The sequence below is a fragment of the Actinomadura chibensis NBRC 106107 genome, from assembly GCF_001552135.1.
In the GTDB taxonomy this organism is placed as follows: Bacteria; Actinomycetota; Actinomycetes; order Streptosporangiales; family Streptosporangiaceae; genus Spirillospora; species Spirillospora chibensis.
Genome location: NZ_BCQP01000030.1, coordinates 24,727 through 48,756 on the forward strand (window position 1 = coordinate 24,727; position 24,030 = coordinate 48,756).

19 protein-coding genes are annotated in these 24,030 nt (G+C 68.5%); 13 read left to right on the top strand and 6 right to left on the bottom strand.

What is annotated here, in order from left to right:
• The first annotated feature begins 1 nt into the window (after position 1).
• Both ACH01S_RS18105 and pabB read left to right on the top strand, forming a co-directional pair.
• Entirely contained in the window at positions 2-826 is an 825-nt protein-coding gene (locus ACH01S_RS18105) for an aminotransferase class IV (protein WP_083980835.1), read from the top strand.
• Positions 814-2,979 carry an aminodeoxychorismate synthase component I gene (pabB, locus tag ACH01S_RS18110; protein ID WP_083980836.1) on the top strand — a complete coding sequence of 722 codons (2,166 nt, stop codon included), beginning with the start codon at positions 814-816 and terminating at the stop codon, positions 2,977-2,979. Before ACH01S_RS18105 ends, pabB begins: the two co-directional genes overlap by 13 nt.
• Here pabB and ACH01S_RS46020 read toward each other — a convergent pair.
• Positions 2,924-3,694 carry a helix-turn-helix transcriptional regulator gene (locus tag ACH01S_RS46020; protein WP_148344028.1) on the bottom strand — a complete coding sequence of 257 codons (771 nt, stop codon included), beginning with the start codon at positions 3,692-3,694 and terminating at the stop codon, positions 2,924-2,926. The two genes, pabB and ACH01S_RS46020, sit on opposite strands and share 56 nt — an antisense overlap.
• A gap of 457 nt (positions 3,695-4,151) precedes the next feature.
• On the opposite strand from ACH01S_RS46020, the gene phoA reads away from it, so the two are divergent.
• Complete coding sequence (gene phoA, locus ACH01S_RS18120; RefSeq protein ID WP_067892689.1) at positions 4,152-5,510, top strand: alkaline phosphatase; 1,359 nt, start codon at positions 4,152-4,154, stop codon at positions 5,508-5,510.
• 105 nt (positions 5,511-5,615) lie between these two features.
• On the opposite strand, the gene ACH01S_RS18125 is transcribed toward phoA, so the two are convergent.
• Positions 5,616-6,224, bottom strand: coding sequence for a TetR/AcrR family transcriptional regulator (locus ACH01S_RS18125; RefSeq protein ID WP_169809293.1), 609 nt, complete (start codon positions 6,222-6,224; stop codon positions 5,616-5,618).
• 127 nt (positions 6,225-6,351) lie between these two features.
• Here ACH01S_RS18125 and ACH01S_RS18130 point away from each other — a divergent pair, with 127 nt between their 5' ends.
• On the top strand, positions 6,352-6,774 hold the full coding sequence (locus tag ACH01S_RS18130; RefSeq protein ID WP_218010300.1) for a nitroreductase family deazaflavin-dependent oxidoreductase: 423 nt from the start codon (positions 6,352-6,354) through the stop codon (positions 6,772-6,774).
• A gap of 45 nt (positions 6,775-6,819) precedes the next feature.
• On the opposite strand, the gene ACH01S_RS18135 is transcribed toward ACH01S_RS18130, so the two are convergent.
• On the bottom strand, positions 6,820-7,842 hold the full coding sequence (locus tag ACH01S_RS18135; RefSeq protein ID WP_067892692.1) for an LLM class flavin-dependent oxidoreductase: 1,023 nt from the start codon (positions 7,840-7,842) through the stop codon (positions 6,820-6,822).
• 118 nt (positions 7,843-7,960) lie between these two features.
• Between ACH01S_RS18135 and ACH01S_RS18140 the strand changes: the two genes are divergently transcribed.
• From ACH01S_RS18140 to ACH01S_RS18170, 7 genes are all read left to right on the top strand, one after another.
• On the top strand, positions 7,961-8,554 hold the full coding sequence (locus ACH01S_RS18140; RefSeq protein WP_067892694.1) for an ASCH domain-containing protein: 594 nt from the start codon (positions 7,961-7,963) through the stop codon (positions 8,552-8,554).
• A 269-nt stretch (positions 8,555-8,823) separates the two neighbouring features.
• Positions 8,824-11,346 carry a CHAT domain-containing protein gene (locus ACH01S_RS18145; protein WP_067892696.1) on the top strand — a complete coding sequence of 841 codons (2,523 nt, stop codon included), beginning with the start codon at positions 8,824-8,826 and terminating at the stop codon, positions 11,344-11,346.
• A 22-nt stretch (positions 11,347-11,368) separates the two neighbouring features.
• Entirely contained in the window at positions 11,369-11,740 is a 372-nt protein-coding gene (locus tag ACH01S_RS18150; RefSeq protein ID WP_067892697.1) for a hypothetical protein, read from the top strand.
• Between the two features lie 88 nt (positions 11,741-11,828).
• Positions 11,829-12,224 carry an MmcQ/YjbR family DNA-binding protein gene (locus ACH01S_RS18155; protein WP_174564892.1) on the top strand — a complete coding sequence of 132 codons (396 nt, stop codon included), beginning with the start codon at positions 11,829-11,831 and terminating at the stop codon, positions 12,222-12,224.
• A gap of 114 nt (positions 12,225-12,338) precedes the next feature.
• Positions 12,339-12,941, top strand: coding sequence for a hypothetical protein (locus tag ACH01S_RS18160; RefSeq protein ID WP_067892701.1), 603 nt, complete (start codon positions 12,339-12,341; stop codon positions 12,939-12,941).
• A 5-nt stretch (positions 12,942-12,946) separates the two neighbouring features.
• Complete coding sequence (locus tag ACH01S_RS18165) at positions 12,947-13,438, top strand: hypothetical protein (protein WP_067892703.1); 492 nt, start codon at positions 12,947-12,949, stop codon at positions 13,436-13,438.
• Positions 13,439-13,970: 532 nt separating this feature from the next.
• Positions 13,971-16,040, top strand: coding sequence for a carboxypeptidase-like regulatory domain-containing protein (locus ACH01S_RS18170; protein WP_148344027.1), 2,070 nt, complete (start codon positions 13,971-13,973; stop codon positions 16,038-16,040).
• A gap of 40 nt (positions 16,041-16,080) precedes the next feature.
• On the opposite strand, the gene ACH01S_RS43610 is transcribed toward ACH01S_RS18170, so the two are convergent.
• Positions 16,081-17,100, bottom strand: coding sequence for a hypothetical protein (locus tag ACH01S_RS43610; protein WP_218010301.1), 1,020 nt, complete (start codon positions 17,098-17,100; stop codon positions 16,081-16,083).
• Positions 17,101-18,772: 1,672 nt separating this feature from the next.
• Between ACH01S_RS43610 and ACH01S_RS42315 the strand changes: the two genes are divergently transcribed.
• Complete coding sequence (locus ACH01S_RS42315) at positions 18,773-20,608, top strand: DUF262 domain-containing protein (RefSeq protein ID WP_083980838.1); 1,836 nt, start codon at positions 18,773-18,775, stop codon at positions 20,606-20,608.
• 675 nt (positions 20,609-21,283) lie between these two features.
• On the opposite strand, the gene ACH01S_RS18180 is transcribed toward ACH01S_RS42315, so the two are convergent.
• Entirely contained in the window at positions 21,284-21,784 is a 501-nt protein-coding gene (locus ACH01S_RS18180; protein ID WP_067892709.1) for a PH domain-containing protein, read from the bottom strand.
• 471 nt (positions 21,785-22,255) lie between these two features.
• Between ACH01S_RS18180 and ACH01S_RS46025 the strand changes: the two genes are divergently transcribed.
• Positions 22,256-22,516: a DUF2637 domain-containing protein gene (locus ACH01S_RS46025; protein ID WP_067892710.1), complete on the top strand. Its 261-nt coding sequence runs from the start codon at positions 22,256-22,258 to the stop codon at positions 22,514-22,516.
• Between the two features lie 947 nt (positions 22,517-23,463).
• On the opposite strand, the gene ACH01S_RS18190 is transcribed toward ACH01S_RS46025, so the two are convergent.
• Positions 23,464-23,991: a site-specific integrase gene (locus tag ACH01S_RS18190; protein WP_067892712.1), complete on the bottom strand. Its 528-nt coding sequence runs from the start codon at positions 23,989-23,991 to the stop codon at positions 23,464-23,466.
• Between the last annotated feature and the right edge of the window lie 39 nt (positions 23,992-24,030).

A 24,030-nucleotide genomic window follows, 5' to 3' on the forward strand; every position in this document is an offset into this window, starting at 1 on the left:
CATGTCGAGCCCGCGCCTGGCGTGGAACGAGCCGTCCGGCCTGACCCCCGTGCCGGACCGGCGCCTGGGCGCCCCGGCGGTCGTGGACTCCTGGCTGGTCGCCGACGGGCGGGTGCGCGACCTGATGCTGCACGGGCGGCGCTTCCTCGGCGCCTGCGCCGAACGGGTGCCGGGGCTGCCGCCCGCGACCGTCCTGGACTTCCTGGACGCGGTGCGCCACTGGCTGCCGCCGCGGGGCCGCTGGTTCCCGAGGATCGAGGCGTACGGCGGGCCCGAGCCCCGGCTGGCGCTGTGGCCGAGGCCCGCGCCCGCTCCCGGGGCCGGGGAGGTGACGCTGTGGATCCCGCCGGATCCGGATCCGCGCCGGTGCCCCACGGTCAAGGGCCCAGACCTCCGCGTCCTGGCCGGGCTGCGCGAGCGGGCCAGGGCGGTCGGCGCCGACGACGCCCTGCTCTACGAGGGCGGCGGCACCGTCCTGGAGACGGCCCACAGCGCGCTGGTGTGGTGGCGCGGCGACACGCTGTGCGTGCCCGAAGCCGACCTCCCCGTGCTCCCGTCGGTGACCAGGACCCACCTGGAACGGCTGGCCGAGTGCTGGCGGTGCGCCGTCCGGCGGGAGAGCGTCGACCTCGCCGAACTGCCGGGGCTGGAGACCTGGACCCTCAACGCCCTGCACGGCGTTCGCCCGGTGCGGGCCTGGATCGGCGCCGACTCCCGCCGGGCGCCCGCCAGGGTCTCGGCCCGGGCCGCGGACTGGCGGCGGGCCGTGCGGCACCGCGCCGTCCTGCCCGCCGCCAACCTCTGGGAACTGCCGTGCGCACACTGATCGTCGACAACCACGACTCCTACACCTACAACCTGTTCCAGCTCGCCGCCCGTGCCTACGGGGTGGAGCCGGTGGTGATGCCGAACGACGATCCGGGCTGGGCCGAGCTGGACCCGAGCCGCTTCGACGCGCTCATCGTCTCTCCCGGCCCGGGACGCCCGCAGCGGCACCGCGACGTCGGCGTCACGCTCGACCTCGTCCGCGACTCCGGGCTGCCGACGCTCGGCGTCTGCCTCGGCCACCAGGCGCTGGCCTGGCTGTCGGACGCCGACGTGGTGCCCGCGCCCGCGCCCGTCCACGGGCGGGTGGAGGAGATCAGGCACTGCGGGCGCGACCTGTTCCGCGGCCTGCCCCAGGGCTTCCACGCCGTCCGGTACCACTCGCTGTGCGTCGCGACGCCCGTGCCCGCCGACCTGGAGGTCACGGCATGGACCGCGGACGCGGTGGTGATGGGCCTGCGGCATCGCGAGATGCCCTGGTGGGGCGTGCAGTTCCACCCGGAGTCGGTCTCGACCGACTTCGGGCCGACGCTGATGTCCAACTTCCGCGACCTCGCGGCGGAGTACAACGCGACGGCCAGGCCGGGCAGGGGCGCCGTGAACGGCTCCGCTGCGCGGGCGGGGACGTCCGCGCGCTGGTCGCTGGAGGTCGAGCGGATCGCCGCCGTCCCCGACGCCGAGGACGTCTTCACCGAACTGTTCGCGGACGAGCCCTACTCCTTCTGGCTGGACAGCAGCCGGGTCGAGCCGGGCCTGTCCCGCTTCTCCTTCCTCGGCGACGCGGGCGGGCCGCACGGCGAGATCCTGTCCTGCCGCCCGGGGGCCGGCGACGTGGTGGTGCGTGCGGGCGGCCGGGAGTCCACGGTCTCCTCCTCGATCTTCGACGTGCTCGACGCGCGGCTCGCGGCGCGGGCCGTCCCGAGCGACCCGGCGCTGCCGTTCGACCTGAACGGCGGCTACGTCGGCTATCTCGGCTACGAGCTGAAGCGCGACTGCGGCGCTGGCGCGGCGCACGTCTCGTCCATGCCCGACGCCGCCTGGATGTCGGCGAGCAGGTTCGTGGCGATCGACCACGAGGACGGAGCGGCGTGGGCGCTCGCGCTGACCGACCGCGGGCCGCGGAGCCGGGCGGCGGCCCGCGCCTGGGTCTCCCGGGCCGCCGACGTCTGCCGGAGACGCGGGCCGAGGGCGCGACCCGCGCCGCGGCCGGGGCCGGAGTTCGATCCGGAGCCGTGGCTCGTCCGGCCGCGGGAGCGCTACCTGGCCGACATCGAGGAGTGCCTGCGGCTGCTGCGGGCCGGGGAGAGCTACGAGATCTGCCTGACCAACAGCGCGGAGATCCCCTTCGACGGCCCGCCCTACGAGCTCTACCTCGCCCAGCGGCGGCTCAACCCCGCGCCCTACGCCGCATATCTGCGGCTGGGCGAAACGCACGTCCTGTGTTCCTCCCCGGAGCGCTTTCTGAAGGTCGACAGGGAGGGGACGGCCGAGTCCAAGCCGATCAAGGGCACCGCGCCGCGTGCTCCCGAACCGCGCCTGGACGCCGCCCTGCGCGAGGAACTCGCCGCCTCGGACAAGACCAGGGCGGAGAACCTCATGATCGTCGACCTGCTCCGCAACGACCTCGGCCGGATCAGCGACATCGGCACGGTCAGCGTCCCGCGCTTCATGGCGGTGGAGTCCTACGAGACCGTGCACCAGCTCGTCTCCACCGTGCGCGGCCGGCTGCGGGACGGCGTGACCGCCGTCCGGGCGGCGCGGACGTGCTTCCCCGGCGGATCGATGACCGGCGCGCCGAAGTCGCGCACCATGGAGATCATCGACCGGCTGGAAGGGCGGGCGCGCGGCGTCTACTCCGGCGCGATCGGCTTCTTCGGCCTGGGCGGCACCGCCGACCTCAACATCGTCATCCGCACCATGGTGGCGCGCCCGGGCCGCCTGTCGGTGGGCGCGGGCGGCGCCATCGTGCTGGGCTCCGATCCCGCCGCCGAGTACGAGGAGATGCTGCTCAAGGCCCGCGCGCCGCTGCGCGCCCTGGCCGCGCTGTCCGCCCCGGCCGCCCTGGAGCGCGGCGGGGCGGGGCGCGGCGGGCTGGTGGTCAGCGGCGGCGGGCCCGGCGCGCGGCCCCGGGGTCGCGGACGAGTCCGCGGCTGAGCGCGACGGCCGCCGCCAGCGTCCTGTTCGAGCAGTGGAGCTTGGCGAGGATGTTGGCGACGTGCCGTTTGGCGCCGTGCTCGGAGATGCCCAGCCGGCGGGCGATCTGCTTGTTGCTCAGCCCCTCCACCATCAGCGCCAGGGCCTGCAGCTCGCGATCCGTCAGCGTGGTGGGCTCCGCGCCCTCGCGCACCGGAGCCGCCGCGACGGGCCCGGCCGGGTCGACCGGCTCGACGGGGGCGGACGCGGCGGGGGCGGACGGGGCGGCCGGGCCGACCTCGGCCAGGAGCCTGCGCGCCACCGGGTGCGGGATCGGCACCAGCCCGCTGTCCAGGTCGCTCAGCGCGTTCGACAGCACGTCGCGGGTCAGCGTCGGCTCCAGCAGGTAGCCGTCCGCCGGCACGGCGGCCACCGGCGCGAGCGTCTCCCCGGTGACGGTCCGCAGCATCAGCAGCACTCGCACGCCGACGTCGGCGGCCGTGCTCGCGAGCTTCTCCGCCTGCTGGGGCTCGTCGCCGTAGTTCAGGACGAGCAGCGTCGGACGGCCCGAGTGCAGCAACTCCATGCTGTGGTCGAAGTTGCCGCTGGCGACCACGTCGTCCAACGCGTTCAGCTCGCACAACATGGTGCGAAGCCCGCACCGGACGACCTCGCTGCCCAAGGAGACCAGCGCGATGTGGGTGCCGTCCCGCCCCACCTGCCGATTCGAAGCCATCGGGACCTATCGTCGTTCCAGAGAGCAATGACCGTTACTGTATTAATGGACCGCCGCAAACTCGGTCCTCTGTCGTAATACCCTCCAGAACGCACCTTATCCCCGGAAATGAACGTCGTCCCGTGCCATAACAGCCATGAAGCGGCCCCTTTCATCTCCGGGGTGAAGGCGGCGGGCTAAAAGGCGGCCAGGTCCCATACCCGAACCGTCCCGTCGTGGCTGCCGGAGACGGCGATGGCCTTGCCGTTCAGCTTTGTTCCGCTGCTCAGCCGCGACGGCCGCAACCGGTCGTCCAAGCCGTGCCGGGGCGGGTACACCGGCGGCGGCGGTCCCGCGCGGGCTTCGTGGCGCGTCGTTCGCCGAGCGTTCACCCGCCGGTCGGGATCAGCGCGGCGAATCATCATGTCGAACTGGTGCTCTGTGCGCTGTCCCAAATGGAGATCACAGGAGGTCGACCATGGTTTCGGCTTCGCACGTGCGGCGCACGGCGGCGATCGTGTGCGCGGGGGGAGCGGCCGTCGCGCTGCTGGGCTCCGGGCTGGCGGGGGCCTCTGGCGGTGACCGGACGCAGGACGTCCGCCGGGAGGTGCGGGGCGGCAAGGCGCGCAACGTCATCCTGCTGATCGGGGACGGGATGGGCGACTCGGAGATCACGATCGCGCGCAACTACACCAAGGGGGCGGCGGGCCGCCTCGCGCTGGACACGCTGCCGATGACCGGCGCGTACACCACCTACGCGGTCAGCAAGGCCGACCCGCGGCTGCCCGACTACGTCACCGACTCGGCGGCCAGCGGCACCGGCTGGGCGACCGGCCACAAGACCTACAACGGCGCCATCTCGGTGACCCCGGACGGCAAGCCCGTCCCGACGATCCTTGAGCTGGCGAAGCGGGCCGGGTTCCGCACCGGCGACGTCACCACGGCCGAGCTCGGCGACGCGACGCCCGCCGTGCTGACCGCGCACGTGGCCGACCGCGGCTGCCAGGGCCCGGCCGACATGGCGAAGTGCCCGGTGCAGGACAAGGTGAACGGCGGGCCGGGCTCGATCTCCGAGCAGCAGGTGCAGACCGGCGCCGACCTCTACCTCGGCGGCGGCAGGGCCCGCTGGACGCAGACGATCAAGGCGGGGCCGTTCGCGGGCAAGACCGTGATCGACCAGGCGAAGGCCGCCGGGTACACCGTGGTCACCGACGAGGCCGGGCTCGGCGCCGCCAGGCCGGGGCAGCGGCTGCTCGGGCTGTTCGCCGACGTCAACATGCCGCAGGAGTGGACCGGCCCGGCCGCCAAGGTCGGCGGTACCGATCCGGCGAGGTGCGCGCCTGACCCGTCCTTCCGGGGCCCGCACCTGTCCGACATGGCGGCCAAGGCGATCGGCCTGCTCGACGCGCAGTCCAGGACGGGGCGCAAGGGCTTCTTCCTGCAGATCGAGGGCGCCTCGATCGACAAGCGCGACCACGCCGCCGACCCGTGCGGCCAGATCGGCGAGACCGCCCAGTTCGACCAGGCGGTGCGCGTCTCGCTGGACTACGCCCGCCGCCACCCCGACACCCTGGTCGTCGTCACCGCCGACCACGGCCACACCAGCCAGATCATCCCCATCGAGGCGCGGAGCCCGGGCCAGACCGCCACGCTGATCACCTCCGACGGCGCCCCGATGAAGATCAACTACGCCACCAACACCCCCGGCCAGTCCCAGGAGCACACCGGGACCCAGGTCCGCATCGCCGCCCGCGGCCCGCAGGCCGCCAACGTCACCGGCGTGACCGACCAGACGGACCTGTTCCGCACCCTGGGCCGAGCGCTCGGCACCCACTGAGCACTCCGCGATCGGGCCGGTCACGAACCCTGTGACCGGCCCGTCGTCGTACGGTCGGCGGATTCCGCCGTCCATGCGGATCTGCTTGCGGGAGCGTGCCCTTAGTTAGTCGTGTTCCTCGGGAGGGGCGGCTCGGAACGAGCGTAGGTGCGCGAACGCGGCGTCGACGGCGATGCGGAGTGGCTCGACGTCCTTGCGGGTCTTGGCGAGGAGCAGCCCGCCTTGGATTCCGGCGAATACCGCGATGGCCAGTCGCCTGGGATCGGCGTCCGCCACGAGTAGGCCGCGTTCCCGCATGCTCTCCAGGCCGTCCACCAAATACTGCTCCCAGATCGTGAAGCAGCGATCGAGGTCGGCCCGTGCGGTTTCATCGCGGTCGGCGAGTTCGTTCGCGAGCGTGCCGATGGGGCAGCCGGGATGACCGTGCGCCTGGCTTTCGCCGACGAACATGTCGAACCAGCGGCGGATGCCCGCCCAGTCGCCGAGGTCGGTGAGCATGGGCATCTGGGCGTCCAGCACGCGCTCGAAACGGCAGGCGATCACGGCGCGGACCAGGTCGTCCTTGCCCGTGAAGAAGTGGTAGAGCTGGCTCTTGCTCACCTTGGCCATGGCGATGATCCGGTCGACGCCCGCGCCTTTGACGCCCTGGCCGTCGATCAGCGCGTCGGCGGCCGCGACGATCCGATCGCGGCTCCGTCGCCCGCGGTCGGTCATCGGCCTGTCACCCATGAACGCGACTCTATTCGCACTGGACGGTTCCGTCCACTCTGCCTACAGTGGACGGAACCGTCCAGTGCGGTCGGGGGCAAGCCCCGGCCCGGACCATGAAGGGACCGCGGACATGGACAAGCAGGACCTGGACGCCCACAACAGGCGGGTCATCGAGGAATTCAGGGCGCGCGGCGGAAAGGTCGGAGGCATGTACGACGGAATGCCTTTACTCGTGCTCCACCACGTGGGAGCCAGGACGGGCGCGCGGCGAACCAACCCGGTGACCTACCAGCGGCTCGATGAGACCGGCTTCGCCGTGTTCGCCTCCAACGACGCCGCGGCCGCCCATCCCGACTGGTACCACAATCTTCGCGCCCATCCCAGGACGGTCATCGAAGTGGGAGGCCGGACGATCGACGTCCTCGCCCGTGTCGCCGACGGCGCCGAACGCGAAAGGATCTGGTCGAGGCAGAAGGAGCTCAACCCGCTTTTCGCCAAGTTCGAGGAGCGAACGACACGACAGATCCCTGTCGTCATCCTCGAGACCATCTGACACCGCGGAACACCCGCGCCGCCGCGATGGGCGGGGGTTTCGTGCTCAACGCCAGCCGAGGTCGGGTGCCACGTGGGTCAGGATGTTCTCCAGGACGTGGGCGTTGTAGTCCACGCCGAGCTGGTTGGGGACGGTGAGCAGCAGCGTGTCCGCGGCCTGGATGGCCTCGTCCTCGGCGAGTTGCTTGACCAGCACGTCCGGTTCGGCGGCGTAGGAGCGTCCGAAGATCGCCCTGGTCTTCTCGTCGATCATCCCGATCTGGTCGGTGGAGTCGGCGTCGCGGCCGAAGTAGGCGCGGTCCAGGTCGCTGGTCAGCGCGAAGATGCTGCGGCTGACCGACACGCGCGGCTCGCGCCGGTGCCCGGCGTCCTTCCACGCCTGCCGGTAGGCCTCGATCTGCTTGCGCTGCTGGACGTGCAGCGGCTCGCCGGTCTCGTCGTCCTTGAGCGTGGAGCTCTGCAGGTTCATGCCCAGCTCGGCCGCCCACACGCTGGTGGCGTTGGAGCCCGAGCCCCACCAGATGCGGTCGCGCAGCCCCTCGGAATGCGGCTCGACGCGCAGCAGTCCTGGCGGGTTGGGGAACATCGGCCGCGGGTTCGGCTGGGCGAAGCCCTTGCCCCGCAGCACGGTGAGCAGTACCTCGGTGTGCTTGCGCGCCATGTCGGCATCGGTGTCGCCCTCGGACGGCTCGTACCCGAAGTACCTCCACCCGTCGACGACCTGTTCCGGCGATCCCCGGCTGATGCCGAGCTGCAGCCGCCCGCCGGAGATCAGGTCGGCGGCCCCGGCGTTCTCGGCGAAGTACAGCGGGTTCTCGTAGCGCATGTCGATCACGCCGGTGCCGATCTCGATACGCGAGGTCTTCGCGCCGATCGCGGACAGCAGCGGCAGGGGAGAGGCCAGCTGCCTGGCGAAATGGTGCACCCGGAAGTAGGCGCCGTCGGCGCCGAGCTCCTCCGCGGCCACGGCGAGATCGATCGACTGCAGCAGCGCGTCCCGCGCGGACCGGGTCCGCGAACCCGCGCCGTCGCTCCAGTGGCCGAACGAGAGAAAACCGATCCTCTTCACACTGGCGTCAACCACCCCGGCGCCCGCGAGATTCCGGAGCGGTGGCCCTCCCGGGGTTCTTGAGAAGAAGATTGCGGAAGGAGGCGGACGGAGAGGCGCACCACGCTGGGAGGGAACGATGCTGTTCAGGCGGGAGGTCCTTGAGGGGATCGCGGGCGGGCGGATCGATCGGGTGTTCCGGGTGTGGGCCGAGCCGCGGGTCCGTGCCGGGAGCACTCAGCGCACCTGGGCGGGGATCATCGTCATCGACTCGGTCACCGCCGTCACCCCCGAGGAGATCACCGAAGAGGACGCCCTGCGTTCGGGCTTCGAGGACCGCGCGGCCCTGCTCACCGCCCTGTCCAAGAGCACCAAGGAGGGCGGCTACCACCGCGTCATGCTCCATCTGGGCGGCCCCGACCCCAGCGCGGAGCTGGCCGCCAACGGCGACCTGACCGACCGGGAGCTGGCCGACCTCAAAGCCGCCCTGGACGCCATCGACGCCCGCGGCCGCCGCGCCCCCTGGACCCGCGAGGTCCTCCGCCTCATCGAGGAGAACCCCGGCCTGCGCGCCCAGGACCTGGCCGAACGCCTGAGCCGCGACAAACTCCCCTTCAAGGCCGACGTCCGCCGCCTGAAGGCCCTCGGCCTCACCCAGAGCCTGGAGACCGGTTACCGCCTCTCCCCGCGCGGCGACGCCCTCATGGCCTACCTACGCTCTTCGGGCGAATGACCGCCGAATTAGTTGCGAGCCGCAATCCGGTGGCACTCCTCGACAGATGATTATTCGGTGACGCCTGGCGTAGGGTTGATGCCATGGGGGACGGGGAGGCAAGCACTTTATTCACTCGGGTCGGAGCCGCTCTCGTCAGGGAAGTCGAAGGCGGCCCCGGACGGGATATCGGTCTTTCGGAAATCATTGATGAGTGCGTCTCTTCAGAGGGCGGCGACGGGGAGGCCGACGAGGAGGCGGAGGAGCTCGGGGCGGTCGCCGTCAGGGCCGTGGAACTGTGCGGGAACCCGGCGCTGCTCGACCCGCTGGACGACGCCGAGAGAGCCCGGCAACTCCTCCATTTCGGGGTGCTGCTGTCCTACTTGCTCGAAAACGAGGCCCACGGGCTCGCGCCGCGTCCCCTGGAAAGCTATGTCGAACTGATCGTGCGCAGCCCGGACCCGCACGTCGCAGCAATGGTGTGGATGATGGTCTCGGGCATCCTGGGCGGCCTCGGCGCACGGGAGATCAGCGCCGCCGCCGATGCCCGCATCCAGTCCTGGCTGAAGGAAAGCAAACCGCAATTCCGGGACGTCTTCCTCCGCGAGACCAGGGGCGTGGCCTCGGCGGTCGGCGCCGCGCTCCACGACGAGGCCGAGAACCGGACGCACCGCTACCCCGACCTCCGCACCCTCATCGACGAGGCCCCCGAGGAGGACGACGCCGCCGCGCCCCTCCGGGAGAACGAGGCCCACCTGCGCGGACTCGGCCACGGGGCCCTGCGCGCGGCCTCACTCTGCGAGCACGCCACCGAGATCGACGCGCTCTCACCGGAGGAACGCGCCGAAGGGCTCGCGGCGTTCGTCGCCTTCCTCAACTTCGTGGTCGAGAAGAAGGTCTGGCACCTCGCGCCGCGGCCCCTGGCGTCCTATCCGATCCTGTGCCCGCTGTTCGAGGATCCGGTCGTGCGAGCGCACGCCGTGGGCTGCGCGGCGTCGATCACCAGGGAGAGCGGCCGCGTCCAGGACTCGTTCGACCTCCTGCTCACCCTGGAGACCGATCTCCCGCGGATCCTTCCCGAGCAGGCCGTGACGTTCCGGCTGCACGGCGCCAACACCCTGCGCGACCTGCGCCGTCTCGACGAGGCGTCCGACTGGTACGCCCGGGCCGAGCAGGAGGCCGAGCGGCTCGACCCGGGTTCGAGGGCCGCCGTCCTCGACGACATCGCGCACCAGGACCACCGCAGGTCGCACTACACCGGTCGCTCCGAAGGGCGTCCCGGCCGGGGGACGGAGTACGACCCGAACCCCTTCCTTCCGGGATCGGTCTTCAACGATCCCGAGCGGTGGAGGCGCCGGCCCTGGCAGTTGCTGACGCTGGCCCAGAACGCCAGGCACGGCGACGACCCGGTCACCGCGTACGAGGCGCTGACCCATCTGGTCGACGTCGCCGCCCCGTCCGACCACGACCTGCTCGCCTCGGCGCACAACGAGGTCGCCGAGCTGGCCGACATGGTCGGGGCGCCGGCCCGGGTGACGCGGTGGCACGGCTTCCTCTGCCTGTGCGCGACGGTGCTCAGCGGCAACCACCGCGAGCTGGGCGGCAGGCTGTCGCGCCAGGCGACCCGGCTGGCCTCGCTGGACGACCACCTGTCGGCCTTCACGCTGGCCCGCTGGGCGATGGGCGCCGACCACGTCCCGCTCTACACGGCCGGAATCCAGGCCGACATCGGGTACGTGCTGCTGCGCAACGGCACCCTTGAGGCGTCCAGGGAAAGGTTCGAAAGCTCCCTGGAGTCCGTACCCGGGGACGGGCTCGTCCAGGCGCAGAAGGCCATGGTCGAAACGCTGCTGGGCCTGCCCGCCGCCGTGGACGACGAGCCTGGCCGCCGTCTGTCGCCGACCGGGGAGACGGTCCAGGGCGCGGGGGCGGCGCACGCGATCGCCTTCCGGTCCGGGTCCGCGCGGGAGGTCACGGTGGCCGACATCCCGGTCGGACGGGCCGCGGCGCAGGACGCGGTCGGCGCGCTCAAGGTGGCACCCGCGGTGCCGGACGCGGCGGAACGCCTGGCCGCGGCCCTCCGGGAGGCGGCGGGCGGGGCGGCGGAGGTGTCGCTGCGGCTGCGCGAGCCGTGGGAGCAGGTCCCGGTCGAGAACCTCCCCGACGCCACCGGACGTTCGCTGGCGCAGGACCACGTGGTCGTTCGGCGGCACGGCCGCCGCCCGCGTTTCGGGTTGGCGACGGTGCCTTTTCCCGACCGGGTCGAGGTGCTCGGCGACCCGATGGGCCCGGAGGACGCGCTCGGCCTGCCCGGCGCCCTCGACGAGGCCCGGGCCGTCGCGGACCTGTTCGGCACGGTTCCGGTCGTCCAGGACCAGGTCACCTGGGAACGCCTCCGCTACAGCGCCCGCACCGCCGATCTCCTCTGGCTGTCGACGCACTGCGAACCCGTCCCCGAACTCGGCGGAGCCGCCGCCCTCCGCCTCCACGACCGCTGGGTGCTGCCCTCGGAACTGGCCGCCCTGGACGTCAACCCGGGCCTGGTCGTGGTGCTGACGATCTGCGCGGGCGGCCGGGCCGTCCCCCTGGGCCGGGTCAGCGAACCCCCGACCGCCACCGCCTTCCTGCGCGCCGGAGCCGACCTCGTGATCTCCCCGCTGCGCCCCATCCGCGACACGACCTGGTCCCCCCTGATCGTGGACGCGCTGACCCGCACCCTGGACACCGACCCCACCCCGGCCGCCCTCGTCCGGGCCCTGAACGCCGCCACTCCCGGCACCGAACCCTCCGCCCCCTGGATCATGCACGCCTGACCCCTCTCTCCCCGGAGCCTCCATGCGCCTGGAACTTGAAAACAGCGGCCTCGCCCCCGAGGATCTGGCGTCGCTGGGCGACTTCACGTCCTCCCAGCGCCCGACCGGAGAGCGGGGCCCCACCACCGACCTCCTGGTGGGCGTCTCCGCCAACCTGGCCAGCGGCACCCTCTCCGCCACCGTCGCCACCCTCTGGCTCATCTGGCGCCGCCACCGCCAGCGGGCCCTCCTCGACGCGCACACCGCCACCGTCCACGTCGAGTTCGAAACCCCCACCGGCACCCACACGGCGATCATCCATTTCCGCACCACCGGTACCGAAGCCGCCGAAACCCTGGCCGCCAGCGCGCCCCCGGACACCCACACCGTCCGCATCACCTTCACGGCCCCCTGAACCGGAGTCGCGTGCTTCGGTGTCGTTCGCCGGTCAGCGGGTCGATAGCCTGCGCATGTGCTGAAAGCGGTGTCGGGGAGTGAGCGGGATGGCTGACGCCGACGACGTTCGCCGGTTGGCGCTCGCGCTGCCGCACGTGGTCGAGATCGACAGCGACGGCTTCGATTTCCGGGTCGGCGGCAAAGGGTTCGTCTGGTCCTACCCCGAGCGCAGGCCGGGCAAGCCGCGCGTCATCCGGACCGACGTCGCCGTGCTGTACGTCGGCGACGAGGCGGAGAAGCAGGCGCTGCTGCTCGGTGAGCCGGAGCGCTTCTTCACCACACCCGCCTACGACGGGCTGCCTCTGGTCATGCTGTGGCTGAGCGAAGTGGACACCGACCGCCTGGAAGAACTCGTCACCGACGCCTGGCGTATGCGTGCGCCGGACACGCTCGCCGACGCCCTCGACCCCGCCGATCAGCCCGGCACAGAACCCGGCCGCTGACGCGTCCTGCGCCACCTGACCATTACGTGACCTGTTCATGGCCTCTGTTTTGAACGCCTGTTTCCGGGCATCCGCGTTCCGTCCGATGATCCGGCGCACCTTGGAGGAACCACCATGTCGACCGCGATATGGGTCGTCATCGCCGTCATCGTCGTGGCCGCCCTGGTCATGGCCGCGTACCTGGCCCGGAACGCGGCGCGCACGCGGCGGCTCAGGCAGCGGTTCGGTCCCGAGTACGACCGTACCGTGGAGCGCGCGGGCGGCCGGGCGGCGGCCGAGCGGGAACTGCTCTCCCGCGAGCGCCGCCACGACGAGCTCGACCTGCGCGACCTCGACCCGGACCGGCGCGAGCGGTACCGCGAGCAATGGCTCCGCGTCCAGGAGCGCTTCGTCGACGCCCCGGACGCCGCGGTCGAGGAGGCCGACCGCCTCGTCACCCTCGTGATGGGCGAGCGCGGCTACCCGACCCGCGGCTTCGAGGAGAAGGTCGCGCACCTGTCCGTCGAGCACGGCCGCACGATGGAGCACTACCGGCACGCCCACGCGATCAGCGGGAAGGCCGCCGCCAAGCAGGCGTCCACCGAGGACCTGCGGCAGGCGATGGTGCACTACCGCGCCCTGTTCGAGGAACTGCTCGCCGCGCCCGGCGAGCCGACCGGGCGCGAGGCCGCCGCCGGGACGGCGGGACACCGCGGCGACCGGACCACGAGGAGCTGACCCCGATGGAGCACAGGCGACCCGCCGACGAGGCGCCGGGCACGGCCGGTGACACGCGCGTCGCGGGAACCGCGCCGCAGTCGCCGGTCGTCGAGGCCCGCCCCACCGCACCCCAACGCCGCGCCGCCTCCCCGTCCCCCGCGGCCTCTCCGCCCCCCGCCGCCGCCCCGACCCCGGCACCGGCATCCGCATCCGGACCGGCACCGGCATCCGGATCGGCGGAGACGCGGGCGCGGCTGCTCGACCCGGCCGAGGCGGAGCGGTTCCGGGCGCGCTGGCACGAGGTGCAGGCCGCGTTCGTCGACGATCCGGGCGAGGCCGTCCGCCGGGCGGACGATCTCGCGTCCGACGCCGTCGACGCCCTCGGCCGCGCGATCGCCGCACACCGGCGAACGCTCACCGAAGGCCGCGACGACCAGGGGAAACCCGACACCGAGCGACTCCGGCTGGCCCTACACGGCTACCGAGACCTCCTGAACCAGGTAATCGAAGCCTGACCCCCCACGCACAAGCGTCCCCCGGCCGCGGCCGGGGGACGCCGCACACCACACCGTCCCAAGCCTGAGACATCAAGTTGTCCGCCCGCATGGACAAGATCCTTTCGGAGAGCCCGGCAAGAAGTCGGCTATGAAGGCGCGCACGGGAACAATCTCGGTGCGTACGGTGGATTGGTCTCGGCGAGCACACCGTCCGGTCTCTTGGTCCGCGTCGGAAACTGCTCCTTGAATTCATGGCCATCGGGAGCTTGTGGCCGCGGCCTTTTCCGGTCTGAACCTTGACAACAGTTCGGTCGTCTGGGCGCGCCGTCTAAAAGCGTCGCCGCCGTCGGTTCACCCGTTCCGTACAGGCCGCTGGCCTGCGCGACTCCCCGGAAAGATCGGGAGCCGTTCCCGATGGGACCGGGAAACAATTCCCGGGGAGTCGCGGAGACCGTCCCTGGCGGAAGGGCGCCGAGTGGACGCACGCTTAAGCCATCGGTCCGAAGGGACCCGGTCGCGGTAGGCCGGTCCATTCGCGTGGAGGCGGGGCGTGAAGAAGGTCGTTGTCGCTGTGTTCGCCGCCATCCTGCTCGGGGTGGTGACGGTCTGCGTGGTGCTCTTAAAGGTGTGGCCGTTCTTTACGGCCGAGGAACGGTCGGTCACCGGCCTCGCCGTCGATCCGACGTGGCGGCTGGAAGCCCGCGCCCGCCTGGTGGTGACCATGCGGAAGTCGGGCAAGAGGTACGAGACGGTCACCGATCCCGCGGGCACGTTCCGCGTCACCGGCCTGCCGGACGGAGCGTTCACGGTCAGGTCCGCCGACGGGAGGCGCGTCGGCGAGGCCTTCGGAGTGCTGTCCTCGCAGTCGCCGCACGCGCTGGTGCGGCTCATGGTCGCCGCGGCCGGGGCCGGGAGCCTCACCGGAAGGGTCACCGACCCCTCCGCGGGACCGGTCCGCGGCGCGGTCGTCGTCGCCACCTTCGCCGAGTCGCAGCTGTCGGTCAGCACCACCACCGACGACGCGGGCGCCTACCGGCTGGCGGGGCTGCCGACCCTGGGCAACCTCACGCTCACCGCGCGCACCGCTGAGGGCCGGTCCGGGATGGCCGCCTCCTACCTCGTCGCCGGTGCGCCGACGCGGCAGACCGACGTCCAACTGGCCCCCGCCGGACGGGTCGAGCCGAAGCTCGTCAACCGCGACTTCAGCGCCGGGCTGCGCGGATGGACGACCACCGGGCAGGTCACCGTCAGGCCGGGCGGATCGGTGCTCTCCGGGCCGCCGGTCGTCCCGACGACACCGGGAACGCCCACCCAGATCCCTTCCCCGACCGCGCCGCCGACAGCCGAGAACACCCCCACCCCCGGGACCACGCCCACTCCCGAGATCACCTCGGTGCCCGATCCGTCCACGCCGGTGACGACGCCCGCCGCGTTCCGGCTACCCGCCGCCGAGGAGCCCCAGGAGGGGGCGGTGGTCGTCGCGACGCAGGGCGGCACCCCCGGCAGCATCGCCCAGACCTTCAAGGTCACCGATGGACGACTGACCGGCACGCTGCGCTTCCTGTCCGCCGAATGGCCCAGGTACTACGGCTCTCAGTACAACGACGCCTACGCCGTCGTCCTGACCACCCCCGACCAGAGCATGGTGCTGGCGACCGGAAACCTCAACGCGTCGTCGTGGCTGCCCGGGCGGCTCGGGTTCAACGGCATGACGCCGGAGGTCCCGCTCACCGCCGACCTGTCCCCCTACCGGGGCAAGGCCGTGACCCTGCGGCTGTCGGTCTGGAACGTCGCCGACGAGCTCTACCCGTCCGGACTGCTGCTCTCGGCGCTCGTCCCCGCCTCCGGGGAGTGCAAGGACGCCGACCTCGTCGCCTCGCACGGGGCCCGCCGCGACGTCAAGACCGATCGCGGGCTGGGCCGTCCCGCCATCGACACCTGGGACGCCAACCTGAACGGCCGGGCCCACCCCGGCACCGACCTCAGCGAGCGGTTCACGGCACTGGTGAAGGCCACCGCCGACGCGGTCGGCATCGACCCGGGGCTGCTGGCCGCCAACGCGATGGTCGAGCACAACGAGATCAAGACCTACCTGCAGTCCGAGCCCCTGTCCCAGTGGCGGGTCGGACTCGACACCTGGGAGAGCCGGAGCGCCGAAATCCAGAAGGACGTCAAGCTCGCCGCCCCGATCGTCACCAAGCGCACCGGCGACCTTTTCAAGCAGGAGGACACCGAGGACGGGAAGAGCCTCACCGTGCCCGTGATCACCTTCTCCAACGGTCCCAATGCTCTGCTGGCCATGGCCGCATATCTCAAGCACGTCGAGAACGGTCTGCAAAGGCAGGTCGGGGACGCCGCATGGAGCCAGCTGAGCGACCCGGACCGGTTCGAGCTCGTCCGAATCGCCTTCAACCGGCCCGGGACCGCGAGCGCGCTGGCCCGACGGGCGGCCGCGGGCAAGTCCATCGTCATCCCCAAAGGCCCGACCACGGAGATCATCACCAAGCCCGACGGCACCAGGCAGCGGATCGTCCACCCTCAGCGATCCGGAACCGTGACCGCCGCCCAGGCAGTCCACCTATCCCAAAAATTCTTCGGCACCCACCTGAACTGCCGCTAACCTCTGTCCTTCAAGAACGTAGGCCCCAGCCGAAACGGGCTCAGCTGGCTCTCTCATACCCCTTCCACTTTCGATTGGGCCCAAATTTCTGCATCCAGAAGACCGGGTTGCCCTCGATCTTGGCATCACAGTCCTGAGGCCCCGACCCGGGTCGATAGTCGCTCTTGGCCAGCAGGAAGCATGAACCAAGCCTACTTCCAGCGCTGGTAACGGCAATCGCATGGAAGGCGATGTACTCGACCCCCGTCGGTCGGCCGATTGACGGCAACCCGGCACGTGAAATCTCAAAACCGGCAACCCCGTTGATCATCTTAGTCACCCTGAGATCCCTGGGAACGTCGACTAGAATGGACGTGGTTGACCGTCGAGCAAGGATGGCGCCCGGGGGACGAAAACGCATCTGCAATTGATTGATCCCGCACCCCAGATTGAATTCCCCGGACGCGGGGGTTGTGAACCCTTGCGCCAAACCGGAATCCACCGCAACCGCCCCTTGGTCGATCCGCCCCGAGGGGCCCACGGCAACAGGAGTCTGGATCTCATACACGAGCACAAGAGGGGTCTCCGCACAAGGCGGACCCCGAAACGTGACAAGCAGGACAACCTCGTCAAGGCGCTGCTCTTTGGCCTGGGCATTAAAAAGAGGAAAGATGGCCCTATACTTCTTGTCTGATATGGCCGCCGTCAATCCTAATTGCTCAATCTCGCGCGTACCCTTGGACGCACTTCCCGAGGGTGTCCCACCCGAAGTCCCAGAATGGGTTCGAACCAATGGCAGTGCCAGCACCGCCGCTAACGCCACCGCACCGACGGCAGCCGTCAAAACAAGCGCCCGTCTCGTCCAGAAACCAGCAGCCCCGCCCAGAACCCGATCCGGTCGGCTCCCGCGGAACCCGGCCAACGCGGCGATCCGCCCGGCAAAGCCCAGCCCCGTCACTCCGTCCCCCGGTTCACCGATCACCCGACCCGGCGACTCTCCAGAGGACGGCTCGCTCTGCGGGACGATGTTGATGATGTACTGATCCCGGACGGCGGTGTAGGCATCGCGCTCGGCACTCACATGCTGGGAGACCTCGGTGGCGCCGGACTCAGCCGCGACCTCCGACTCGTCCCGGTCAGCTGGCTCACCTGGAGGATCACTTCCCACCCCCAACACGCTACGGACATCCCCCGCGCGGTACCCCTTCGTCGCCCGCACAGGCAGCCGTTAGGCCATGTCCGGCCACGCCACATCCCACACCCCCCTCACAGCCATGCCCCAAAATGCTGTGACCTTGTGCGCGGAGGCCTGGCCCGGTGCGAGGACCGATGGCCGGTCAACGCCGGGCAAGTGTTGTCGTGTGGTGTCCTCGAAGATCTCTGCTTTCGCTAGTCGGGCAGGAGAGCCGCACTTGCCGCGCGGTTCCTGCGGTGAGACTCCAAGGCGAGACCGGACATCTTGCCGCTGCCCTGGGCAAGGACCGTCGTCTCTGACCGCCGCGCACGCAGACTCTCTGTCACCCGAATGGTCGCTATCAGCGACGTCCAGCGGCATTGGCCGCCTACTCTGCCGGAAAGGTCCAGGTCTTCCTCGCGTAGGTCAACGGGCCTTTCCGCAGGTGATGAGGTGCGCCCTCTGCAGGATCCAAACCTGTGCCCACGGCTCTTGAGGGGGCGTACCTGATCCGCACGATCTTCCTGCTGACCTGAGTCAGGGCGCGCCGGTTGGGCTCTTACGCGACCAAACGTTCCGCGCATGTTCCGGATCAAGGCTCCTGACGGGGCTACTGCCTCTTTCGTTAGCTCCGGATCTTGTGTCACGCTAGGTTGTTTAACCAGCGCTGGAGGTGTGCCTTGCAAGCGTCGGGTTACGCCCATGGCAAGGGCAACTACGGGCTACGCATCCGACTCGCTGACAGAGATCGCTTCTTCGATCGAAGCTGGAAACATGTGAACTTGAACCTCTCGGGTGGCCCTGAACTTGTGGTGAACATCAAGCCTTCCTTCTGGCGACAGTGCCCAGAGCTGCTCGGCAAGGAGATCGGAAGATGGCTTCAAGAAAATAGCCTTGCGCCATGGCCAAAGGGCTAGCCACCGCAGATACAGATTGAACCTCTGAGAGGTAACTACTTCGTTGTTAAGCTTCCGAGTAGTCCTTGAACCTCGGCTCGGAGACTGAAGCACATTTTCTTTCCCGACTGCTCGGAGCGCGGATCCGGGAGAAGGCCACGGTCGGCTTGGGACGGGTTCCGTCAAGGGTGGGCGGTAGGCCTTCGGCGAAGCCGACGCGAAGCGCCCTTGACGGGTTCTGGTCGTCGCCATCTCGACAGATCGGGTCGGGAGAGCCCCGTGCAGTTCCCGGCTCAGTTTGCAGGACCCGGGACTGCGGAGTCTGATGGGCAGCTTGGTGAACGTCTTGGACGACGGCGGGGTAACCCGTGGCGGCCCGGCGGGGTTGGGCAGCGGGCGCTGCGCGATGCGCGGCTCGGCGCGCCAGCCGGTGAGCGGCGCCCACGCCGCACGCTCCGGGCGGCCCGGCGCCGCACGCATCAGCGGCCTGAGCGCTGCCACCCCTTGATCCAAAGCAGTTAAATTCGCATGCAAGCTATTTGGTCCGGAGCAAGATCAGAGGCGCCCTAGATCACCAGCCATCGATTCAACCTGGTTTCAGTGTTGCCAACACGCTGCCCCATCAACACGGTACGGTTCTATCACCCGTGGAACGAGAACGTCCGGTCAACAGGAGGCACTCGATGAGTCAGGCCACCCCGGCGATGAGCGCGGCTAGCGTCAAACCGACCAGCTTGCCCATAAGTGAACTGCTGTCTTCGCGTTCACCTGCTGTGGTGCCACAGTACCAACGCGCATACGCTTGGGAAGATGACCAAGTTACCGATCTAATCAACGATGTCAAACTCTTGCTTCCGACCCCCACTAAGTCACGCGGCCATTTTTACGGTGGGATGGTGGCTATCAGAACGGACGATGCCGCTGAACCGAGCGGACATTTTTATGAGATAGTCGACGGACAGCAGCGACTGGCTACATTCTGTCTTCTTCTTGCGCAGATTGCTCTACGTGCCGAGGACCTCGCCGAATCGGCCATGGAGAAGGGAGCGGAACAGGAAGCCTCTCAAATGAAGATGCTGGGGCTGCAGGTCCGCGAAACGTACCTTTACTATCCACGATACGACGTATACCAGGGGACTAAGACGGAGCATGAACGGGTTCGCCTGAGCAAGGCGGATGACGCGGTATTTTGTGCCCTCCTCAGAGGGGATGAAGTAACGCCGAGTCGGGAAAGTCACCACCGCCTGATTGCCGCAGCTAAGCTGCTGCGAAATGAACTGGTCTGGCCTGAGACATCTCAGGCTGACCCTAGCATTGCCCGGAACAGCCTGATCAGGCTTCGTGATGCGACAGTTGACGACTCGTTCGTCATTCATATCGTGGGCGAGAACCGGTCTACAGGATATCGATTGTTCTCGGTCCTAAACGACCGAGGTGCTCGTCTTACGGTCGCAGATCTCTTGAGAAGTCACACTCTGGAAATTCTCGACCTTAATGCGCCACTGCGAGACAATGCGGCGCTGATGTGGGATGACCTCCTGGCCGAGGGGGGTGAGGTGGTAGATGAATTCCTTATGACCTACTACACGTCACTAACAGGAAGGCGGGCCAGACGCGACGATCTATTCGACACCCTTGTTTCACTCCTCTTCGCACCTAGTTCGCAGCCAGCTGAGATCATCGGCAGGCTACAGCAAATGGGAATTGAACTTACTGCCTACATGGCGATACAGGATGGCAAATGGCCATACAAGGAAGAGGATCGACTGCCTAACAAGGTAACCAAGTGGCAGAGGGAGCGACTTGCACATCTCAGGCGAACGCTCCGCCACGAACTCGCCGACCCGCTTCTCCTTGCCGCCCGTGCTCGCTGTGACGAGGCACAGTTCGCCGAGTTGGTGCAATTGATAGAAAAGTTTGCGTTCAGATATAAGAACGTATGCGGTGCTCACGCGACCCCTGCTTCTTCTGCCTACTATGTGCAGTGCAAGACCTTGCGCGATCTCAGCAAACAGGTCGACTTCTCAGATCTTGCCGCCGCACTTCGAAAGTTGATCGAAGCGCGCGCCAATGACAGAATATTTAGGGCGACCATCGAGACTCAACTCAGATACGATGGTGGAGGTGCCGCGAGGGCGAATATACGTCACCTCCTCACTATGATCGAGGCCCACCGTCCATGGATTAAGCAGGGCGCCCATGGCCAGCCGAAGCCGTCAATGATCGCCTTGACGGACATGGATCAGGTCACTATCGAGCACATATACCCGCAGAATGCCAGGCCAGTGGACCCGCAGTTTTCTGGTCAGGTCCATCGACTCGGGAATCTTTCCTATTGGGCGCCGGACGATAATAGCGCAGCAGGCAACGATCCCTTCGATGTCAAGAAGCCCGCATACGCAGTGAGTCAAGTCACGCTCAATCAGGACCTGTCCAAGCTTCCGGCTTGGGACATGGCTGCCTTGGAGAAGCGGGAGAACGATCTCATCAAGGATGCCTGCCTAATTTGGAAGATCTGATACTTGGTATCTGAATATCGCCCATTTGATGAATTGCTGCGATCGCGGGCTGAGTGCGGGCGGTGGCATTGCGGGCCTGGGGCGTGGGGAGTTGCAGGTGGCGGCATGATCCGGTCGGTTGTGTTCGATATTCCGGCGGTAATTGCTCGCGGCTGGCCTACCGAGAGACGTTCCAGACGCAGCAGCGTGAGGACCGTGCCGAGGTGGGGCAGGCTGAGCGGTTCAGGGGTTCTGTACCCCGGATGCGTGTCCGGCGTTGGCCAGGCTTTGGGGTGATGAGCTGTGGGTGGGACGGTGGTGCGGGATCCCATCTGATTGCCACCCTCATGGCGGACCCGTGCTTGAGTCCCCTCGTCAATGGCCGCAGAGAAGGGGGTCCTGTCGTGCTGCCACTGTCATCAACGGCTCAGCCGCCACCCTCGCCTCCCGTTGGCGAGAACTACACCGTCCGTCAAACTGGACCCACGCGTGGTATCAGCCGGACGACCGAATTTCGAAACATTCCAGGTGCGCATTCACGACAGGCGACAGGCCACCATCCAGGCTGAGCCCGCACCGCCTCGACCGCACCGAGATCGGAGGTCGTGTGGGCATTGGCGACGCGCGACCGAACTGTACGTCGCCGCTCACGCAGCCTGGTTGATCGCCCAGCATGTCGATGCCGACCCAGCCCGACTACTCCCGGAGAGAGATCTTGGCGGCCACCTCGGGGATCGGCTTCCAGCGTGGACCCCGTCGCTTCTCCCAGATCTCACGAAGGGCGCGAACCTCTTTATCCACGTCGGCCTCGTTGGAGATCAGGTGCGGTAGGAAGATTTCTCGGCCCTGGAAATTGTAGATCACAACGTACCGGTATCTGGGGCCCTGCTTGGTTTCGATGCCCTGGATCGCCTGCCATGGTGTCGCGATGGTCCGGAACAGTCCGCGCTTCAGGATCCGATCGCGCGACACATAGGTTCGCGTCCGTACCTCGACCCCCAGATAAAGGAGAGGGATCCCGACCAGCAGTCCGAGCACGAGAACCTTGACCGCGGAATGGCTCTCCGTCCGCACAATGAGGATGGCCACGACCAGGAAGAAGAAACCCCACACGAAGGGCATGCCGACGAGCGTCCCGATGTCCGCCCGATACTCGCGTTTGAAGGGGTCAGTAGCCCTTCTCACCTCTGGGGTCACACGTACACCACCCGAAGACCGTGGACCAGATGTTGATCCGCAATCAAATCTAGCGATCGTTCGGGAGCCGGACCAGCCAAAGCGCGCGGAGTTGCCGTTCCACTGAGTCGCCTCGTCCAGCAGCTCCGCCGAACTTGTGCGCACGCTGCACTGAGTGACACGCCTCCTGCGCTCGGTGATCTGAGCGACGAGCTCTCAGCCGGGCGATGCATCCGTGTCGGCCCACGACAGTTGGCAAATCCGTGCGAGCGGTTCCAAGCGAGCCGCCATCAGCGGCAACCGACGGCACTGGCCGCCTACGCCGCCAAAATGGCTCCGGTGTCTTCAGACAGGTCAGCGGACATTTCCGCTGGTGATGGTGGTGGGCCTCCTGCAGGACACCCAGAACATGGGAACAGGCTCGACCAGGCTTCCTATCGTGGGAGGAGCGGTTCTCCCTGCCCGGTGCGCCGCCGGGGAGGCGGAACGGCCGTGACCGAATTGCAGCGGGGCTGGAGTGATCGGGCGATCCGATGGGTGACCACCGTTAGCGTCGTGATGCTGGCCGGGATCGCGCCAGTGTTGTCTTGTCGGGACATGTACACGCTGGTCCGCCAGTATGGCGAGGCCTCGTGGACGGCGGCGCTGTTGCCGGTGTCGGTGGATGGGATGATCGCGGTCGCTTCGATGACGTTGCTGGCCGATTCCCGGCAGGGAAGGCGCAGCGGCTTTCGTCGGGGGCGTTGCTGGTGACTGGAAGCGCCGCTAGCCTGGCGGCCAATGTGGCAGTGGCCGAGCCGTCGCTGGTGAGGAGGCTGATCGCCGCGTGGCCCTCGGCGGCGTTGATAGGTTCCTATGAGTTGTTGATGCGTCAGGTCCGGCACGGCGCTGGGCTGAACACCGAGTCCAGTAACGCCGCCTCCGGCAATGCTCACGCCAGCTCCGAGGTGGCTCAAGGCGCCCCTGAGAAATCTCACAGAACGTTGCGCGTTGCGGTGGCGCGCTCGAAAGCGTCTATTACGGGCCAGGGATGTTATCGAGAGCTGTCCGGCCTGGGCGCCAACTGGATCCAAAGACACGGGATGAATCTCCCCGCACCGGTTCGAATCAAGTACGGGGAACCACGCGCATGGCTGCTCCCGCCACCCCACCGCTGCCAATTGACGATCCCGTCCCGATTCACGACCCCTAACCGCGCGGTCCGCCTCGCTGGTTGATCACACCATTCACGCCTCCGATTAAAACCCGATCGGCATCGTCACGAACTGGTGGGAGCCCAGCCATCCAAGCCACACTTGCGTGGCCATGCTCGGGGTTTCCACCCCTCGCAGAGGGGATGAAGACCGGATCCTCGACGGCCGGGCACGTTGACCTACCTGATGTTGCGACCTCTTACAGGGGCGATGAAGACGACCGCGCAGCTCCGCTCGATCGGGGACCGGGGTGAGGGTTGCGACCCCTCGCAGGGGCGATGAGGACGCCATGCTCCTCCGGCTCGGTGGGCTCGTGCCAGCGGCCATGGATCTGCTGCAGTTTCTAATGGCAGCCAGGGACATCACGCTTCGTCCCTAAAGGGGTCTCGCCGGATGGCATCGCCCACCATTCGCTGTGCCTTGCGGTACGCCTCTAGCGTGGCTACTGAAGCTTGGTCCTGCGCATGAGCGGTTTCCATGTACTCGTCAACTGCGCTCCTGGCATCGTTATCCAAGACGCGTGATTTGAGCTGAGTCAATCTCGTAGCGTTTGACCTTGAAAGCGTCTCGCCGTGCTCCTCGTTCGCGCTCGTATGTGCCGCGGTGGGTGAGGACTTGTCCCCAGATTGCGGCACCTCCGGTGATGATGCCGCCGACCGCGACGCCAGTGGCAGGAACGAGGAGCCTTGCCCAGGCTGTCACCTGCCTAGGATGCCCCAAGTGATCGAGTGGTGGGTCATGCTGCGGGGATCTGGGCTGTCGCGGGCGGCGGACGTGCGCGGCCGGGTTGCGTGGGACGACGTCCTCGATGAGCCAGTAGGTGGAGAACGAAGGGATCGCGGCCAGGCGGCGGCGCCGGGTCCGGGCGGCGAGCGGCGGGTCGTGGTCGTCAAGTTCGGCGCGGTAGGCGTCGACGTCGCCGCGGCGGCTGTCGGCGATGTCGTAGTCGTGGCACCAGGTGAACCAGCGCCCGACGTCGCGGTTGTAGGCGTCGCGGGTGTTGGGGCTGGTGTAGGCGCGCAGCCAGATCTCCATCGCGGCCTCGAGAGTGCCAGGCCCCGCGATCGTCAGGGT

Bases quoted from the DNA above. Each gene is read 5' to 3' on its own strand.
- ACH01S_RS18105 (WP_083980835.1), top strand. From the start codon at position 2: ATGTCGAGCCCGCGCCTGGCGTGGAACGAGCCGTCCGGCCTGACCCCC.
- ACH01S_RS18140 (WP_067892694.1), top strand. From the start codon at position 7,961: ATGCTGTTCAGGCGGGAGGTCCTTGAGGGGATCGCGGGCGGGCGGATC.
- ACH01S_RS18190 (WP_067892712.1), bottom strand. From the start codon at position 23,991: ATGGAGATCTGGCTGCGCGCCTACACCAGCCCCAACACCCGCGACGCC.
- ACH01S_RS18150 (WP_067892697.1), top strand. From the start codon at position 11,369: ATGCGCCTGGAACTTGAAAACAGCGGCCTCGCCCCCGAGGATCTGGCG.
- ACH01S_RS46020 (WP_148344028.1), bottom strand. From the start codon at position 3,694: ATGGCTTCGAATCGGCAGGTGGGGCGGGACGGCACCCACATCGCGCTG.
- ACH01S_RS18130 (WP_218010300.1), top strand. From the start codon at position 6,352: ATGGACAAGCAGGACCTGGACGCCCACAACAGGCGGGTCATCGAGGAA.
- ACH01S_RS18160 (WP_067892701.1), top strand. From the start codon at position 12,339: ATGTCGACCGCGATATGGGTCGTCATCGCCGTCATCGTCGTGGCCGCC.
- ACH01S_RS18125 (WP_169809293.1), bottom strand. From the start codon at position 6,224: ATGACCGACCGCGGGCGACGGAGCCGCGATCGGATCGTCGCGGCCGCC.
- ACH01S_RS42315 (WP_083980838.1), top strand. From the start codon at position 18,773: ATGAGTCAGGCCACCCCGGCGATGAGCGCGGCTAGCGTCAAACCGACC.
- ACH01S_RS18165 (WP_067892703.1), top strand. From the start codon at position 12,947: ATGGAGCACAGGCGACCCGCCGACGAGGCGCCGGGCACGGCCGGTGAC.
- ACH01S_RS18155 (WP_174564892.1), top strand. From the start codon at position 11,829: ATGGCTGACGCCGACGACGTTCGCCGGTTGGCGCTCGCGCTGCCGCAC.
- phoA (WP_067892689.1), top strand. From the start codon at position 4,152: ATGGTTTCGGCTTCGCACGTGCGGCGCACGGCGGCGATCGTGTGCGCG.